Annotated in this window: 13 protein-coding genes; 12 read left to right on the forward strand and 1 reads right to left on the reverse strand. The window is 70.9% G+C overall.

The features are described 5' to 3' along the window. Positions 1 to 4 precede the first annotated feature (4 nt). From KCH_RS16355 to KCH_RS16400, 10 genes are all read left to right on the forward strand, one after another. Entirely contained in the window at positions 5 to 1,618 is a 1,614-nt protein-coding gene (locus tag KCH_RS16355) for an L-aspartate oxidase (RefSeq protein ID WP_035863761.1), read from the forward strand. A gap of 69 nt (positions 1,619 to 1,687) precedes the next feature. After that, positions 1,688 to 2,662, forward strand: coding sequence for a carboxylating nicotinate-nucleotide diphosphorylase (gene nadC, locus KCH_RS16360; protein ID WP_035863764.1), 975 nt, complete (start codon positions 1,688 to 1,690; stop codon positions 2,660 to 2,662). 23 nt (positions 2,663 to 2,685) lie between these two features. Beyond that, positions 2,686 to 3,480 (forward strand): type III pantothenate kinase, encoded by a 795-nt coding sequence (locus tag KCH_RS16365; RefSeq protein WP_035863765.1) that lies wholly within the window; start codon positions 2,686 to 2,688, stop codon positions 3,478 to 3,480. 163 nt (positions 3,481 to 3,643) lie between these two features. Further along, positions 3,644 to 4,321 (forward strand): hypothetical protein, encoded by a 678-nt coding sequence (locus tag KCH_RS16370; RefSeq protein WP_244305343.1) that lies wholly within the window; start codon positions 3,644 to 3,646, stop codon positions 4,319 to 4,321. 228 nt (positions 4,322 to 4,549) lie between these two features. Continuing rightward, positions 4,550 to 6,289, forward strand: a complete 1,740-nt coding sequence (locus tag KCH_RS16375) for a hypothetical protein (RefSeq protein WP_035863767.1) — start codon at positions 4,550 to 4,552, stop codon at positions 6,287 to 6,289. 124 nt (positions 6,290 to 6,413) lie between these two features. Next, positions 6,414 to 7,997 (forward strand): bifunctional lysylphosphatidylglycerol synthetase/lysine--tRNA ligase LysX, encoded by a 1,584-nt coding sequence (gene lysX / locus KCH_RS16380; RefSeq protein WP_051653128.1) that lies wholly within the window; start codon positions 6,414 to 6,416, stop codon positions 7,995 to 7,997. Between the two features lie 3 nt (positions 7,998 to 8,000). Further along, positions 8,001 to 8,153: a hypothetical protein gene (locus tag KCH_RS42535; protein ID WP_035863769.1), complete on the forward strand. Its 153-nt coding sequence runs from the start codon at positions 8,001 to 8,003 to the stop codon at positions 8,151 to 8,153. 108 nt (positions 8,154 to 8,261) lie between these two features. Then, on the forward strand, positions 8,262 to 8,654 hold the full coding sequence (locus KCH_RS16390) for a BlaI/MecI/CopY family transcriptional regulator (RefSeq protein ID WP_035872322.1): 393 nt from the start codon (positions 8,262 to 8,264) through the stop codon (positions 8,652 to 8,654). Positions 8,655 to 8,665: 11 nt separating this feature from the next. Further along, positions 8,666 to 9,193, forward strand: a complete 528-nt coding sequence (locus KCH_RS16395; RefSeq protein ID WP_035863771.1) for an amino-acid N-acetyltransferase — start codon at positions 8,666 to 8,668, stop codon at positions 9,191 to 9,193. 105 nt (positions 9,194 to 9,298) lie between these two features. Next, on the forward strand, positions 9,299 to 9,655 hold the full coding sequence (locus tag KCH_RS16400) for a histone-like nucleoid-structuring protein Lsr2 (protein ID WP_035863774.1): 357 nt from the start codon (positions 9,299 to 9,301) through the stop codon (positions 9,653 to 9,655). Between the two features lie 11 nt (positions 9,656 to 9,666). On the opposite strand, the gene KCH_RS16405 is transcribed toward KCH_RS16400, so the two are convergent. Further along, positions 9,667 to 10,098 carry a hypothetical protein gene (locus tag KCH_RS16405; protein WP_051653129.1) on the reverse strand — a complete coding sequence of 144 codons (432 nt, stop codon included), beginning with the start codon at positions 10,096 to 10,098 and terminating at the stop codon, positions 9,667 to 9,669. A gap of 466 nt (positions 10,099 to 10,564) precedes the next feature. Here KCH_RS16405 and KCH_RS16410 point away from each other — a divergent pair, with 466 nt between their 5' ends. Both KCH_RS16410 and KCH_RS16415 read left to right on the forward strand, forming a co-directional pair. Next, positions 10,565 to 13,084: an ATP-dependent Clp protease ATP-binding subunit gene (locus tag KCH_RS16410; protein WP_035863776.1), complete on the forward strand. Its 2,520-nt coding sequence runs from the start codon at positions 10,565 to 10,567 to the stop codon at positions 13,082 to 13,084. Between the two features lie 377 nt (positions 13,085 to 13,461). Next, positions 13,462 to 15,569 (forward strand): immune inhibitor A domain-containing protein (locus KCH_RS16415; RefSeq protein ID WP_244305344.1); only part of this gene is annotated, 2,108 nt, incomplete at its 3' end.

The following is a 15,569-nucleotide window of genomic DNA, read 5'->3' on the forward strand; positions in this document are numbered from 1 at the left end:
AGCCATGCCGCACCGCCTGACCGCACCCGCCCCCGGCTGGACCACGAGCACCGACGTGGTCGTGGTCGGCTCCGGCGTGGCCGGACTCACCGTCGCGCTCAACGTCCGCAAGGCCGGCCTGCGGGCCATGGTGGTCACCAAGGCGATGCTCGACGACGGTTCCACCCGCTGGGCCCAGGGCGGCGTCGCCGCCGCCCTGGGCGAGGGCGACACCCCCGAGCAGCACCTCCAGGACACCCTGGTCGCCGGCGCCGGCCTGTGCGACGAGGACGCCGTCCGGACGCTGGTCACCGACGGCCCGGACGCGGTGCGCCGGCTCATCGAGGTGGGCGCCGAGTTCGACCTCGACGAGGACGGCGAGATCGTCCTCACCCGCGAGGGCGGCCACCACCGGGACCGGATCGTGCACGCCGGCGGCGACGCCACCGGCGCCGAGATCGAACGCGCCCTGGTCGCCGCCGTCGAGGCCGACCCGGGTCTCGAACTCATCGAGCACGCCCTCGTCCTGGACCTGCTCACCGACGCCGACGGCCACGCCGCCGGCGTCACCCTGCACGTGATGGGCGAGGGCCAGCGGGACGGCGTCGGCGCGATCCTGGCCCGCGCCGTGGTGCTGGCGTCCGGCGGCATGGGCCAGGTCTTCTCCGCCACCACCAACCCGGCGGTCTCCACCGGCGACGGCGTCGCGCTCGCGCTGCGGGCCGGCGCCGAGGTCACCGACCTGGAGTTCGTCCAGTTCCACCCGACCGTGCTGTTCCTCGGCGCGGACGCGCAGGGCCAGCAGCCGCTGGTCTCCGAGGCCGTCCGCGGCGAGGGCGCGCACCTGGTCGACGCCGACGGGGTGCGCTTCATGGTCGGGCAGCACGAGCTGGCCGAACTCGCCCCGCGCGACATCGTCGCCAAGGCGATCATCCGCCGGATGCACGAGCAGGGCGCCCAGCACATGTACCTGGACGGGCGGCACTTCGGCGCCCGGATGTGGGAGAACCGCTTCCCCACCATCCTGGCCGCCTGCCGCACCCACGGCATCGACCCGGTCACCGAGCCGATACCGGTCTCCCCCGCCGCGCACCACGCCTCCGGCGGCGTCCGCACCGACCTGCACGGCCGCACCACCGTTCCCGGCCTGTACGCCTGCGGCGAGGTCGCCTGCACCGGCGTGCACGGCGCCAACCGGCTGGCGTCCAACTCGCTGCTCGAAGGCCTGGTGTTCGCCGAGCGGATCGCCGCCGACCTGGCCGCGCTCGCCGAGAGCGGGCGGCTGCCCGCGCGCACCGTCACCACGGACGCCGCGCACGCGGCGACGCCGGTGCCGCTGCTGGCGGCGGAGGCCCGCGGCGCGATCCAGCACCTGATGTCCACCGGCGCGGGCGTGATCCGCTCGGCGGAGTCGCTGGCCGCCACCGCGAAGGGCCTGGCGGCGCTGCCCGACCCGGCCCGGCCCGGCTCCCCCTCGGTGGAGACCTGGGAGGCCACCAACCTCCACCAGGTCGCCACCGCCCTCACCGCCGCGGCCGCCCTCCGCGAGGAGACCCGCGGCTGCCACTGGCGCGAGGACTTCCCCGACCGCGACGACACCCACTGGCACCGTCACGTGATCCACCCGCTCAGCCGCTGACGGCCCCGCGCCGTCCGCACCCCCGCTCTTCGCGTCCCCGGTTTCGCACCCCTTTTTGGAGCCCCTCTCATGTCGCACTCCGACGAACTCCCCCTTCTCACCGCCGAGTCCGACGGTTGCGGCGACGGCTGCGCGTGCGGTGACGGCGAGGTGTACGAGACCGGTCTCGACCCGGCGCTGGCCGAGCTGCTGGAGGAGGCCGGCCTGGACCCGGTCGAGGTCGAGGACGTGGCGATGATGGCCCTGTCCGAGGACCTGGCCGGTGGGGAGGACGTCACCTCGGTGGCGACCGTCCCGGCCGAGGCCGTCGCGACGGCGGACTTCACGGCCCGTCAGGCGGGCGTCGTCGCGGGCCTGCGGATCGCCGAGGCGGTCGTCTCGCTGGTCTGCGAGGAGGAGTTCGAGGTCGAGCGGCACGTCGAGGACGGCGCGAGGGTCGAGCCCGGCCAGGTGCTGCTCTCGGTGCGCAGCCGGACCCGCGACCTGCTGACCGCCGAGCGCTCCGCGCTCAACCTGCTGTGCCACCTGTCCGGCATCGCCACCGCGACCCGCGCCTGGACGGACGCCCTGGCGGGCACCGGGGCGGTGGTCCGCGACACCCGCAAGACCACTCCGGGCCTGCGCGCGCTGGAGAAGTTCGCGGTCCGCGCGGGCGGCGGCGCCAACCACCGGATGGCGCTCTCGGACGCGGCGCTGGTGAAGGACAACCACGTGGTGGCCGCCGGCGGCGTCGCGGAGGCGTTCACCGCCGTCCGGGCCGCGTTCCCGGAGCTGCCGATCGAGGTCGAGGTCGACACCGTCGAGCAGATCACGCCCGTGCTGGAGGCCGGCGCGGACCTGATCCTGCTGGACAACTTCACCACCGAGCAGCTGCGCGAGGCGGTCGCCCTGGTGGCGGGCCGGGCGAAGCTGGAGGCTTCCGGTGGACTGACCCTGGCCACCGCGCGCGAGGTCGCGGAGACTGGTGTGGACTTCCTGGCCGTCGGCGCCCTGACGCACTCCTCGCCGATCCTGGACATCGGCCTGGACCTCCGCAGTTCCTGACCCTTCCAAGCAGAAAGCGCCCCATGCTCCTCACCATCGACGTCGGCAACACCCAGACCACGCTCGGCCTGTTCGACGGCGAGGAGATCGTCGAGCACTGGCGGATCTCCACCGACCCGCGCCGCACCGCCGACGAAATGGCGGTGCTGCTCCAGGGGTTGATGGGCGCCCACCCGATCGTCTCGGCGGACGACCGGGTGGCGGGCCTGGCGATCTGCTCCTCGGTGCCGGCGGTGCTGCACGAGCTGCGCGAGGTGACCCGCCGGTACTACGGGGACGTGCCGGCGGTGATCGTGGAGCCGGGCGTGAAGACGGGTGTGCACGTGCTGATGGACAACCCGAAGGAGGTCGGCGCGGACCGGATCGTGAACGCGCTGGCCGCCAACCACCTGTACGGGGGCCCGTGCATCGTGGTCGACTTCGGCACCGCCACCACCTTCGACGCGATCAACGCGCGCGGCGACTACGTGGGCGGCGCGATCGCCCCGGGCATCGAGATCTCGGTCGACGCGCTGGGCGGCCGGACCGCGATGCTCCGCAAGATCGAGCTGGCCCGCCCGCGCAACGTGATCGGCAAGAACACCGTCGAGGGCATGCAGTCGGGCATCCTGTACGGCTTCGCCGGGCAGGTCGACGGCCTCGTCAACCGGATGGCCAAGGAGCTCGCCAAGGACCCGAACGACGTCCAGGTGATCGCCACCGGCGGCCTGGCGCCGCTGGTCCTCGGCGAGGCCGACTCGATCGACGTGCACGAGCCGTGGCTGACCCTGATCGGCCTGCGGCTGATCTTCGAGCGCAACCGGCCCGCCACCGCCTGACGGCCGCCGCCCCGGTCGGCCGCCGATCGGGGCGGCGGCCGACCGGGCGTCAGATGCACCATCTCATAGGCCAATCGGGACAAACACGTCCTCAATCGCCATAAGTCGGACGTACGCCACGTACTGTCGAGCCATGCCAACGCCACACGGATCGCGCGGCGGCATGGCCTTCAGCGCCGACGAAGTCCGGGTGCTGCGCCGTGTCCTCGCCCAAGCTCTCTACCCGGCCGCGCCCGACCGGCTCCCGGTGCCCACCGCCGTCGGCGAACTGTGGGCCGAGGACGTCCAGGACGCGCTCCGGCTGACCGAGGCCATCGACGAGGCGGTCCAGGAGGGCGGGCGGCTGCGCGCCTTCCTGCTCGCCGACCTCTCCCGGTACCGGGCCGCGCTGCCCGGCAGTGCGGGCGGCTACCTGGACCGGCTGGAGGAGGCCGTCACCGACGGCTACCTGCCGACCGCCGAGGACCTGTCCGCCCTGCGCGCCCTGTCGCGCCAGCCGTGCGGGCCGCCCGAACACGCCCGCCGCTCCCGGCTCGCCGGGCGCTGCCACGCCCTCGCCGAGGCCGAGGTGCGCGAGCGGCTGTCGCTCGGCTCCGGGCAGCGCCACCTGGCCGCAGTGCCGAGCCCCGCGTCCGAACCCCACCCCGCCATCCCAGTTGGAGGACGGTTCCCGATGAGCAGCCAGCACCCCCAGCCCCCCGCCGACCGCCCCCGCCCGCGTCGGATGCCCACCCCCGCCGAACTCTTCGGCCGCCGCACCCGCCCCGCCCCGCCCGCCGGCGAGGACGACGCCCCCGCCGGCGCCGAGCACCCCGAACTCGCCACCGGCACCGACGGCTGACGACCCGTCGGCTCCCCCGAACCCCCTCCCCGGAGGGGGTTCTCGCACGTTCCGGGGAGATGTGTCGACAATGTGAGACCTTCACGGAGAAGGCGAGAGTAAAGCTTTCGCAAAAGGTTCGGACAATCGTCCGACCGCATCCCGAACTGCCCCTTTTGTCACTCCTGCCGCTGTCCGGTTCCCGCCTATGGTCTGGCTCGATCGCATCCGAAAGATCAAAGGATCATCGTGGGGAACTCGCGCATCACGCGCCCGGCCGCCATCGGCGCGCCGCTGGCCGCCGCCGTCCTGGCCCTTTCCTCGGCCCCCGCACATGCCGCGGAGGAACTCCGACTCGACGTCCCGGCCACCTTCGCGGTGCCCGCGGCGCCCGCGAGCGGCGACGCCACCGCGATGGAGCTGCAGGTCACCTCGTCCGGCCCGCTCGCCGCGGACACCTCCCGGGACGTCGTCGTGACGTACGACGCGACCGGCCTGGCCGGCATCGCGAGCTTCACGCCGCCGGCCACCGGCTGGGGCTCCAAGTGCACCGCCACCGGCCAGGTGCACACCTGCACCTTCGGTGTCCGTTCCTGGCCGAACTCCAACAGTTTCAGCAGCCAGTTCAACCCGAAGCTGACCGCCGTCAAGGGCGCGCCGCAGGGGCAGGCCGGCCACCTGAAGATCAGTCAGAACTGGGCGGGCAGCCCCGCCGGCGCCGCCACCGACGTGTCGGTGTACGCGGGCGGCCCGAAGCTGGAGTTCGACCAGGGGATCGACAGCCGGCCGATCGAGGCCGGCCAGCCCGGCTCGGTCGTCAAGCAGGCGTTCCAGGTGACCAACAACGGCACCGTGGAGAGCGGCCAACTGGTGGTCGGGGCCCGCCTCTCGCCGGGTCTGACCTTCAAGCAGCACTACGCCAACTGCTCGTACGGCACCTACACGGGCACCTTCGAGCCGTTCAAGAACACCCAGGCGGCCGTCTGCACCGTCAACACCTCGGTCAAGCCCGGCCAGACGGTCACCCTCGACCCGATCGAGGCCGTGGTCGGAACCGACGCGCTGTACCCGGACATCGAGTTCACCGTCGCCTCCGGCGAGAACAGCCCGTCCCTCAAGTACGTGCGCGGCGATTTCGCCTTCGCGCCCGCCTCCCAGAGCGGTCCGCGGCTCACCGCCGGCCTCCCGGAGGACCCCAACGCCAAGCCCGGGCCGCCGAACGTCGGCCCGCAGGCGCGGGAGCACGTGATCCTCCAGTACCGCATCACCAACCACGCGGACTTCTCCGCCCGCGGCGCCTGGGCGCCGACCGACGGCGGCAAGAAGGGCACGCTGACCCTCACCGTGCACAACGGCGGCCCGGCCGCGGTCGAGTACCTGCGCAGCGGCAACCCGATCGCCACCGTCCTCGCGACGCTGCCGTCCGGCGTCACCGTCTCCGGCAAGCTGCCCGACGGGTGCTTCACCCGCCCCGAGCACCCGGACCTGGTCGCCTGCAACCTCCCGATGTGGCTGCTCAACGGCGCCGACCTGAGCTTCGCCCTGCCGCTCGCGGTCTCCGACCCGGCCGCCGCCCCGAAGGCCGCCGTCGCGCTGACCACCGAGCAGGGCGCGTACGAGGTCAAGGTCGAGGCACTGCCGTACGACACGGAGAACGCCAACAACGCGTTCTCGCTGGCGCTCGGCTCCACCGCCGCGACCGCGGCCCCGAGCGCCACGCCCGGCCCGACGGGCACGCCGACCGGCGCCCCGTCCGGCGCCCCGTCCGGCTCGCCGGCGGCCACCGGACCGGCCCGCCCGAGCGGCTCCGCCACCCCGTCCGTGAGCGCCTCCTCCTCGGCCACCGCCCAGGGCGGGTCCGGCGGCGGCCTGGCCTTCACCGGCAGCGAGGGCACCGGCACCATGGTCGGCCTGGGCATCGGCGCCATCGTGCTGGGCGGCGGCGTGATCGCCCTGGTGGCCCGCCGCCGGCGCGGCGAGCACAGCTGACACCCCATCAGGACTCCCCGGGCCGCCAGGTCGGCGGCCCGGGGGTCCGGCGCGGCCGGGCCCGGGAGCGCGCGGCGCGATATCCCGTGGCGGGACAGCCCGTGAGCCTGGCTACCCTGGTGGGGTGAGCGATCAGAGCACTCTCCCCGCGACCGACGACCTTCCCGAGCAGATGCGCGTCCGGCGCGAGAAGCTGGACCGGCTGCGGGCCGCCGGCATCGACCCGTACCCGGTCGGTTTCCCCCGCACCTCGACCATCGCCGAGCTGCGTGACAAGCACCCCGACCTGGCGCCGGACACCGCGACCGGCGAGCGGGTCGGCATCACCGGCCGGGTCGTCCTGGCGCGCACCGGCGGCAAGCTCTGCTTCGCCACCCTGCGCGACGGCTCCGGCGACCTCCAGGTGATGCTGTCCCTGGACAAGCTGGGCGAGGAGCGGTTGGCCGCCTGGAAGACCGACATCGACCTCGGCGACCAGGTCGGCGTCGAGGGCGAGGTGATCACCTCCCGCCGCGGCGAGCTGAGCGTGATGGTGGACCGCTGGGAGCTCACCGCCAAGTGCCTGCGCCCGCTGCCGGACAAGCACAAGGGCCTGACCGACCCGGAGGCCCGGGTCCGCCAGCGCTACGTCGACCTGATCGTGAACCCCGAGGCGCGCGAGATGCTCCAGCTGCGCACCAAGGTGATCCGCTCGATCCGCCGCACCTACGAGGACCGCGGCTACCTCGAGGTCGAGACCCCGATGCTGCAGCCGATCCACGGCGGCGCCAACGCCCGCCCGTTCAAGACGCACATCAACGCGTACGACATCGAGCTGTACCTGCGGATCGCGACCGAGCTGTACCTCAAGCGCCTGGTGGTCGGCGGCGCCGAGAAGGTCTTCGAGATCAACCGGAACTTCCGCAACGAGGGCGCGGACGCCACCCACAACCCGGAGTTCACCGCGCTGGAGTCGTACGAGGCGTACGGCGACTACGACACCCAGGCCGAGCTGATCCGGGCGATCATCGTGAACGCCGCGCGGGACGCGCTGGGCACCACCGTGGTCAAGGGCCTCGGCCCGGACGGCGTGGAGCACGAGATCGACCTCGCCGAGCCCTGGCAGGAGGTCTCGGTCTACCCGGGCATCTCCGCCCACCTGGGCACCGAGGTCACCCCCGCCACCTCCGTCGAGGAGCTGCGCGCGCTGGCCGCGAAGCACGACCTGGACCAGTACCTGGAAGACGACTGGGACCACGGCCAAATCGTCCTGGAGCTGATCGAGCGCCTGCTGGAGCACCACGCGATCAAGCCGACCTTCATCAAGGACTACCCGACCTCGGTCTCCCCGCTGACCCGTCAGCACCGCTCGATCGAGGGCGTGGCGGAGAAGTGGGACCTGGTGATCTTCGGCACCGAGATCGGCACCGCCTACTCGGAGCTGATCGACCCGGTCGAGCAGCGCGCCCGGCTGACCGCGCAGTCGCTGCTGGCGGCCGGCGGCGACGTCGAGGCGATGCAGCTGGACGAGGACTTCCTGCGCGCCCTGGAGTACGCGATGCCGCCCACCGGCGGCCTCGGCCTGGGCGTGGACCGCCTGATCATGCTGCTCACCGGCAAGAACATCCGCGAGACGGTGCTGTTCCCGCTGGTGAAGCCGGAGAAGGCCGGGAAGGGCGACAAGGCCGCCGAGGCCGGCGCCGAGGCCGACGAGGACACCGAGGAGTAACCCATGGAGTACGTCAGCGCGATCGTGCCGCCGCTGGTCATGGCGATCGGCTTCGCCTTCCTGGTGCGGGCCATCATCCGCAGCCAGGGCGGCGCCCAGAAGTCCAAGGAGGACGCCGCCGCCGAGGCGATGGCGTCGCGCCCCACCGCCGAATAGCACGGCCGCGGACCGGCGCGCCAGTTCTCCCCGAAAGGGGGAACGGCGCGCCGGTCCGTTTGCCGTTTGCCGCCCTTTGTCCGTTTCGGTCCTATCCTGGGCCGCACTATGGTGCGGCAACTCGGAGAACTCGAGAACGACATCATGACCCGGGTGTGGCAGTGGAACCGCCCGGTCACCGTTCGGGAGGTTCTGCAGGATCTGCGATCGGAACGTGAAATCGCGTACACGACCGTGATGACGGTGCTCGACAAGCTCTATCGAAAGGGCTGGGTGCGCCGGGAGCGCGCCGGGCGCGCATACCGATATGAGCCGGTCTCCTCGCGCGAGGCTTACACGGCGGCACTGATGAACGACGCCTGGGCGACGAGTGACAATCCGGCCGCCGCACTGGTGCACTTCTTCGGGATGATGTCGCCGGAACAGCGCGAGTGGCTGCGGGACGCGCTGCGGGTGGCGGGCGTCGATACCGAGGAGACCCGCCCGCCCGAGGCACGATAACGTTCCCCGGCATGGAGGTCACCATCCGCCGTGCGCGGACCACCGACGTGCGCGCCGTTCGCCGGCTCATCGACACCTACGCCCGGGACGGCATTCTGCTCGACAAGCCGACCGTCACTCTGTTCGAATCCGTCCAGGAGTTCTGGGTGGCGGAACGCGACGAGGACGGCCGCGTGGTGGCGTGCGGCGCACTGCACGTGATGTGGGAGGACCTGGCCGAGGTGCGCACCCTCGCGGTCGATCCGGTCTGCAAAGGCCTCGGCGTCGGCCACAAGCTGCTGGACAAGCTGCTGGAGACCGCGCGCTGGCTCGGCGTCCGTCGGATTTTCTGCCTGACGTTCGAGGTGCCGTTCTTCTCGAAACACGGCTTCGTCGAGATCGGCGAAAACGACGATCGTACGGCAGACCCGGCAGTCGTGGCCACAGAAGTCTATGAAGAACTTCTGCGCTCGTACGACGAAGGCGTCGCCGAGTTCCTCGACCTGGAGCGGGTGAAGCCGAACACACTGGGCAACTCGCGCATGCTGCTGCACCTCTGATGCGGCTCTCCGGGCGCGACGGGCGGGCACAGGGGTTTGTGTTTTGCGGGAAAAGGCGCTTTCCTTTCTCTAGGCAATGGACCGTTATCGCGGAAAGGGAAGCCCGTGGCACAGAGGGTTCAGGTCATTCTGGAAGACGATCTCGACGGCGGCTCCGCGGACGAGACGGTGACGTTCGCCCTGGACGGCGTGGCCTACGAGATCGACCTGAAGAGCGACAATGCGGACAAGCTCCGCGGCCTGCTGGCCCCGTACGTCGAGAAGGGCCGCAAGCAGAGCGGTCGGCTGACCGCCCCGCGTCGCGGCGGCACCCGGGGCGCCGGTCGCTCCGCCTCCTCGGCCGGACAGGCCGACACCGCCAAGATCCGCAACTGGGCGAAGGAGAACGGCTACCCGGTCAACGACCGCGGCCGCGTCCCGAGCAACGTGCGCGAGGCGTACGAGAAGGCCAACGCCTCCTGAGGCGTCCGGTCTCAGCGCGCGGGCGGCAGCCCCAGCCGCTCCCGCGCACAGGCGTCCGCCAGGGCGTCCAGCAGGCACAGCAGGTCGGGCGAGCGCAGGTCCAGTGCGGGCCGCTCGGCGCCGGCCCGCAACCAGTCGGCGGTCCGCGGCTCGGGCACCCGGGGTTCTCCCGGGTGCGCCGCGACGGCGTCGATCGGCAGCCGCAGTTCGGGGACCCAGCCGAGCCAGCCCAGCAGGTCGGGCACCGGCTCGGCGGCCCCCGGGGCGAGCAGGAAGGCGGCCAGGCCGCCGCGCCGCAGCACCGGTCCGGTGCTCCGGCCGAGCCGGTCGAGGCGGCCCAGCGCGGCCAGTGCGGGCCGCAGCGGCGCGGTCACCCGGTCCGACCCGCGCCAGCCGGCCGGGGGTGCCGGGGTGCGGGCTGCGGCCGGCGGCGGGCTGGTCACGACCTGTGCAACGCTGGAGTGGGCGACGCGGTCACGGGACCGCCACCGGTGGCGGTACGTCACGCGGAACCGGCCTGACGCCCCGTCACTTCTGGTGTGCGGACGGCCGACTTCTCGCCAGGCGAACAAGCACCCCCCGGAATCCGCGCGAAACCGGTCGCCCGACCGGGTATGAATGCAGGTGGACGGGGTCGCACGAGCCCGGCCGCAGCACTGCGCGGGGCCGTTCCACCGGTTCCATCGGATCGTGTTCGCCGTTGGCGTAGCGGTATCCGGTGCATCGGGCCCGCCGCTGGGAACACCGTCTCCCAGCATCAGGTTGGGAAAGGTGTCGGCTGGTCGCGCAGCATGTTTCTCCCGCTCCGGTGGGAGTTCCGTAGCCGCGCCGCTGAGCGGGACTAGCATGCGGAAGGACAGGGCGGGGACGGCCCCCGAACTGACCGACCGCTCTGAGGAGCGATTAACGATGTTCGAGAGGTTCACCGACCGCGCGCGGCGGGTTGTCGTCCTGGCACAGGAAGAAGCCCGGATGCTCAACCACAACTACATCGGCACCGAGCACATCCTCCTGGGCCTGATCCACGAGGGCGAGGGTGTCGCCGCCAAGGCGCTGGAGAGCCTCGGCATCTCGCTCGAGGCGGTCCGCCAGCAGGTCGAGGAGATCATCGGCCAGGGCCAGCAGGCCCCGTCCGGTCACATCCCCTTCACCCCCCGGGCGAAGAAGGTGCTGGAGCTGTCGCTCCGCGAGGCCCTTCAGCTCGGCCACAACTACATCGGCACCGAGCACATCCTGCTCGGCCTGATCCGCGAGGGCGAGGGCGTCGCCGCCCAGGTCCTGGTGAAGCTCGGCGCCGACCTGAACCGGGTGCGCCAGCAGGTCATCCAGCTGCTCTCCGGCTACCAGACCGGCAGCGGCAAGGAGTCGGCCACGGCCGGCGGCCCGGCCGAGGGCACCCCGTCCACCTCCCTGGTGCTCGACCAGTTCGGCCGCAACCTGACGCAGGCCGCCCGCGAGGCCAAGCTCGACCCGGTGATCGGGCGCGAGAAGGAGATCGAGCGGGTCATGCAGGTGCTGTCCCGCCGCACCAAGAACAACCCGGTGCTGATCGGCGAGCCCGGCGTCGGCAAGACCGCCGTCGTCGAGGGCCTGGCCCAGGCGATCGTCAAGGGCGAGGTCCCGGAGACGCTGAAGGACAAGCAGCTCTACACGCTGGACCTCGGCGCCCTGGTGGCCGGCTCGCGCTACCGCGGTGACTTCGAGGAGCGCCTGAAGAAGGTGCTCAAGGAGATCCGCACCCGCGGCGACATCATCCTGTTCATCGACGAGCTGCACACCCTGGTCGGTGCGGGCGCCGCCGAGGGCGCGATCGACGCCGCCTCCATCCTGAAGCCGATGCTGGCCCGCGGTGAGCTGCAGACCATCGGCGCCACCACGCTGGACGAGTACCGCAAGCACCTGGAGAAGGACGCCGCGCTGGAGCGCCGCTTCCAGCCGATCCAGGTCGCCGAGCCCTCGCTCCCGCACACCATCGAGATCCTCAAGGGCCTGCGCGACCGGTACGAGGCGCACCACCGCGTGTCGATCACCGACGCCGCCCTGGTCGCCGCCGCCACCCTGGCCGACCGGTACATCTCGGACCGCTTCCTGCCGGACAAGGCGATCGACCTGATCGACGAGGCCGGTTCCCGGATGCGCATCCGCCGGATGACCGCGCCGCCGGACCTGCGCGAGTTCGACGAGAAGATCGCCGAGGTGCGTCGGGAGAAGGAGTCCGCGATCGACGCGCAGGACTTCGAGAAGGCCGCCTCGCTGCGCGACAACGAGAAGCAGCTGCTCCAGGCGAAGGCCAAGCGGGAGAAGGAGTGGAAGGCCGGCGACATGGACGTCGTGGCCGAGGTGGACGAGGAGCTCATCGCCGAGGTCCTGGCCACCGCCACCGGCATCCCGGTCTTCAAGCTGACCGAGGAGGAGTCCTCGCGCCTGCTGCGCATGGAGGACGAGCTGCACAAGCGGGTCATCGGCCAGGAGGACGCCATCAAGGCGCTCTCCCAGGCGATCCGCCGCACCCGGGCCGGTCTGAAGGACCCGAAGCGCCCCGGTGGTTCGTTCATCTTCGCCGGCCCGTCGGGTGTCGGTAAGACCGAGCTGTCCAAGACCCTGGCGGAGTTCCTGTTCGGGGACGAGGACGCGCTGATCGCGCTCGACATGTCCGAGTTCTCGGAGAAGCACACCGTGTCGCGGCTGTTCGGCTCCCCGCCCGGATACGTGGGCTACGAAGAGGGCGGCCAGCTCACCGAGAAGGTGCGCCGCAAGCCGTTCTCGGTGGTCCTGTTCGACGAGGTCGAGAAGGCCCACCCGGACATCTTCAACTCGCTGCTGCAGATCCTGGAGGACGGTCGCCTGACCGACTCCCAGGGCCGGGTCGTGGACTTCAAGAACACGGTCATCATCATGACCACCAACCTCGGCACCCGGGACATCTCCAAGGGCTTCAACCTGGGCTTCGCGGCCACGGGTGACGTCCAGACCGGCTACGAGCGGATGAAGGCCAAGGTCGGCGAGGAGCTCAAGCAGCACTTCCGCCCCGAGTTCCTGAACCGTGTCGACGACATCGTGGTGTTCCACCAGCTGTCGGAGGCCAACATCATCGAGATCGTCGACCTGATGATCGCGAAGGTGGACCAGCGGATGAAGGACCGCGACATGGGCATCGAGCTCAGCGCGGAGGCGAAGAGCCTGCTGGCGAAGCGCGGTTACGACCCGATCCTGGGCGCCCGTCCGCTGCGCCGCACGATCCAGCGGGAGATCGAGGACCACCTGTCCGAGAAGATCCTGTTCGGCGAGCTGCGGTCCGGCCACATCGTGGTCGTCGGCGTGGAGGGCGAGGGCAAGGCCGCCAAGTTCACCTTCCGCGGCGAGGAGAAGTCCCCGGTGGCGGACACCCCGGCGGCGGTCTCGGCGACCGGCCCGGATCTGACGAAGTAATAGCGCGCGCAAAGCACGTTCCGAGCCGCCGCCCCCGACCTGTTCAGGTCGGGGGCGGCGGCTTTTCGGTGCCCGTTCTTTCAGTTGAAAAACTGTTTAGGTTTCCGTGCGCTGTGAATGCGGGCGCGTGCGCTGCCGAACGGGTGGGCTCCGGCGCGGTGCGAGTGCGACCGACCCGGCTGCCGCCTGCACCGTCGGTAGATTGACGGATCGTCAGGTGATTGGAGTTGCCGGAGCATAGCGGCGTGGCCATGCCAGGGTCAAGGTCTTTCTTTTTTACCCGACCTTGGGTCAAATGTCGTCCACCTGTCTTGCATTGGTTCACCGGCGCGGCCATCAGCCGTACCCGGTTAGGGGAGGACGTCACCACGTTGAAGATGACCAAGAAGGTTGCCGCGGCTTCCGCCGCCATCGCGGTGACCGCCGCGCTCGGTGCCGGCATGCTGCCGGGCACGGCCACCGCCGCCCCGGTCACGCCGGTCGTCAAGGACCCGGCCGACGCCATCCAGAACGACACCGTGCCCCGCGAGCTGCAGAGCCCGCTCACCGAAAAGGTGCAGGCCGAGCAGAAGGCCGCGATAGAGCAGCTGGTCAACGGCACTGCCAAGGTCGAGAAGCACGGCAGCGGCTCCTCGGTGAAGCTGGGCCGCGACAAGTACGTCGAGCTGTCCCGCGAGCGCACCGACCGGATCTTCACCATTCTCGTCGACTTCGGTGACCAGGTGGACAACACCACCACCACCGCCGACGGCAAGGTGAAGTACGGCGGCACCCCCGGCCCGGCGCGCAACCAGATCGCCGCCCCGGACCGCACCAAGGACAACTCCACGGCGTGGCAGGCGGACTACAACCAGGCCCACTACCAGGACCTGTACTTCGCGCCCAACAAGCCCTCGCTGAAGACCTACTACGAGCGCCAGTCCTCGGGCCGGTACTCGGTCGACGGCCTGGTCACCGACTGGGTGCGGGTGCCGTGGAACGAGGCCCGCTACGGCTCGGACTACTGCGGCCAGCACGTCTGCGCCAACGCGCAGGACCTGATCCGCGACGGCATCAACGCCTGGGTCGCCGACCAGAAGGCCAAGGGCCGCACCGACGCCCAGATCAAGGCCGACCTGGCGCAGTACGACCAGTGGGACCGTTACGACTTCAACGGCAACGGCAACTTCAACGAGCCGGACGGCTACCTGGACCACTTCCAGATCGTCCACGCCGGTGAGGACCAGTCCGCCGGCGGCGGCGTCCAGGGCGACAACGCGCTGTGGGCGCACCGCTCGTACGTGTACGCCAACCAGGCGGGCAAGACCGGCCCGGACAACAACAAGCTGGGCGGCACCCCGATCGGCGCCACCGGCCTGTGGGTCGGCGACTACACCATGCAGCCGGAGAACGGCGGCCTGGGCGTGTTCGCCCACGAGTACGGCCACGACCTGGGCCTGCCGGACCTGTACGACACCAGCGGCCAGGGCATCGACAACTCGGTCGGTTTCTGGTCCCTGATGTCCTCGGGCTCCTGGCTCGGCGAGGGCAAGGACGAGATCGGCGACATGCCGAACGACCTGGACATCTGGTCGAAGCTGAAGCTCGGCTGGCTGGACTACGACACCGCCAAGGCCGGCAAGAACGCCGTCAGCCTGCTCGGCCCGGTCGAGTACAACACCAAGCGCAAGCAGGGCCTGATCGTCGACCTGCCGGCGAAGACCGTCGTCACCGAGATCAACACCCCGTTCGCGGGCGGCAACGAGTGGTGGAGCGGCAGCGCCGACAACCTGAACGTCTCGCTGACCCGTGACGTCGACCTGACCGGCAAGACCTCGGCCAAGCTCACCGCGAAGGCCTGGTACGACCTGGAGCAGGACTACGACTACGCGTACGCCGAGGTCTCCACCGACGGCGGCCAGAACTGGTCCTCGCTGGCGGGCACCTTCAACGGCGCCGCGCTGCCGGAGAACTCCATCACCGGCAGCTCGAACGGCTGGGGCGACCTGTCGTTCCCGCTGGACGCCTACGCCGGCAAGGCGATCAAGGTCCGCTTCCACAACACCACCGACCCGGGCGTCCACATGAAGGGCCTCGCCCTGGACGAGATCGCGGTGACGGCGGACGGCGCGACCGTGTTCACCGACGGCGCCGAGAACGGCGACAACGGCTGGACCGCTTCCGGCTTCTCGCGGATCACCGGCAAGTTCAGCAAGGACTACGACCAGCACTACCTGGTCGAGAACCGTCAGTACGTGTCCTACGACACCACGCTGAAGACCGGCCCGTACAACTTCGGCTCGGCGGCCCGTCCGGACTGGGTGGAGCACTACGCCAACCAGAACGGCATCCTGATCTGGCTGTGGGACTCCTCGCAGTCGGACAACAACGTCGCCAACCACCCCGGCCAGGGCCTGATCCTGCCGATCGACGCCCACCCGGCGCCGCTGAAGTGGAACGACGGCACCCTGATGCGCCCGCGCTTCCAGGCGTACGACGACACCTT

Source organism: Kitasatospora cheerisanensis KCTC 2395, from assembly GCF_000696185.1.
In the GTDB taxonomy this organism is placed as follows: domain Bacteria; phylum Actinomycetota; class Actinomycetes; order Streptomycetales; family Streptomycetaceae; genus Kitasatospora; species Kitasatospora cheerisanensis.

Excerpts from the sequence above, each read along its gene's own strand:
- KCH_RS16355 (WP_035863761.1), top strand. The coding sequence starts at position 5 with ATGCCGCACCGCCTGACCGCACCCGCCCCCGGCTGGACCACGAGCACC.
- nadC (WP_035863764.1), top strand. The coding sequence starts at position 1,688 with ATGTCGCACTCCGACGAACTCCCCCTTCTCACCGCCGAGTCCGACGGT.
- KCH_RS42535 (WP_035863769.1), top strand. The coding sequence starts at position 8,001 with ATGGAGTACGTCAGCGCGATCGTGCCGCCGCTGGTCATGGCGATCGGC.
- KCH_RS16395 (WP_035863771.1), top strand. The coding sequence starts at position 8,666 with ATGGAGGTCACCATCCGCCGTGCGCGGACCACCGACGTGCGCGCCGTT.
- KCH_RS16370 (WP_244305343.1), top strand. The coding sequence starts at position 3,644 with ATGGCCTTCAGCGCCGACGAAGTCCGGGTGCTGCGCCGTGTCCTCGCC.
- KCH_RS16365 (WP_035863765.1), top strand. The coding sequence starts at position 2,686 with ATGCTCCTCACCATCGACGTCGGCAACACCCAGACCACGCTCGGCCTG.
- KCH_RS16410 (WP_035863776.1), top strand. The coding sequence starts at position 10,565 with ATGTTCGAGAGGTTCACCGACCGCGCGCGGCGGGTTGTCGTCCTGGCA.
- KCH_RS16390 (WP_035872322.1), top strand. The coding sequence starts at position 8,262 with ATGGTGCGGCAACTCGGAGAACTCGAGAACGACATCATGACCCGGGTG.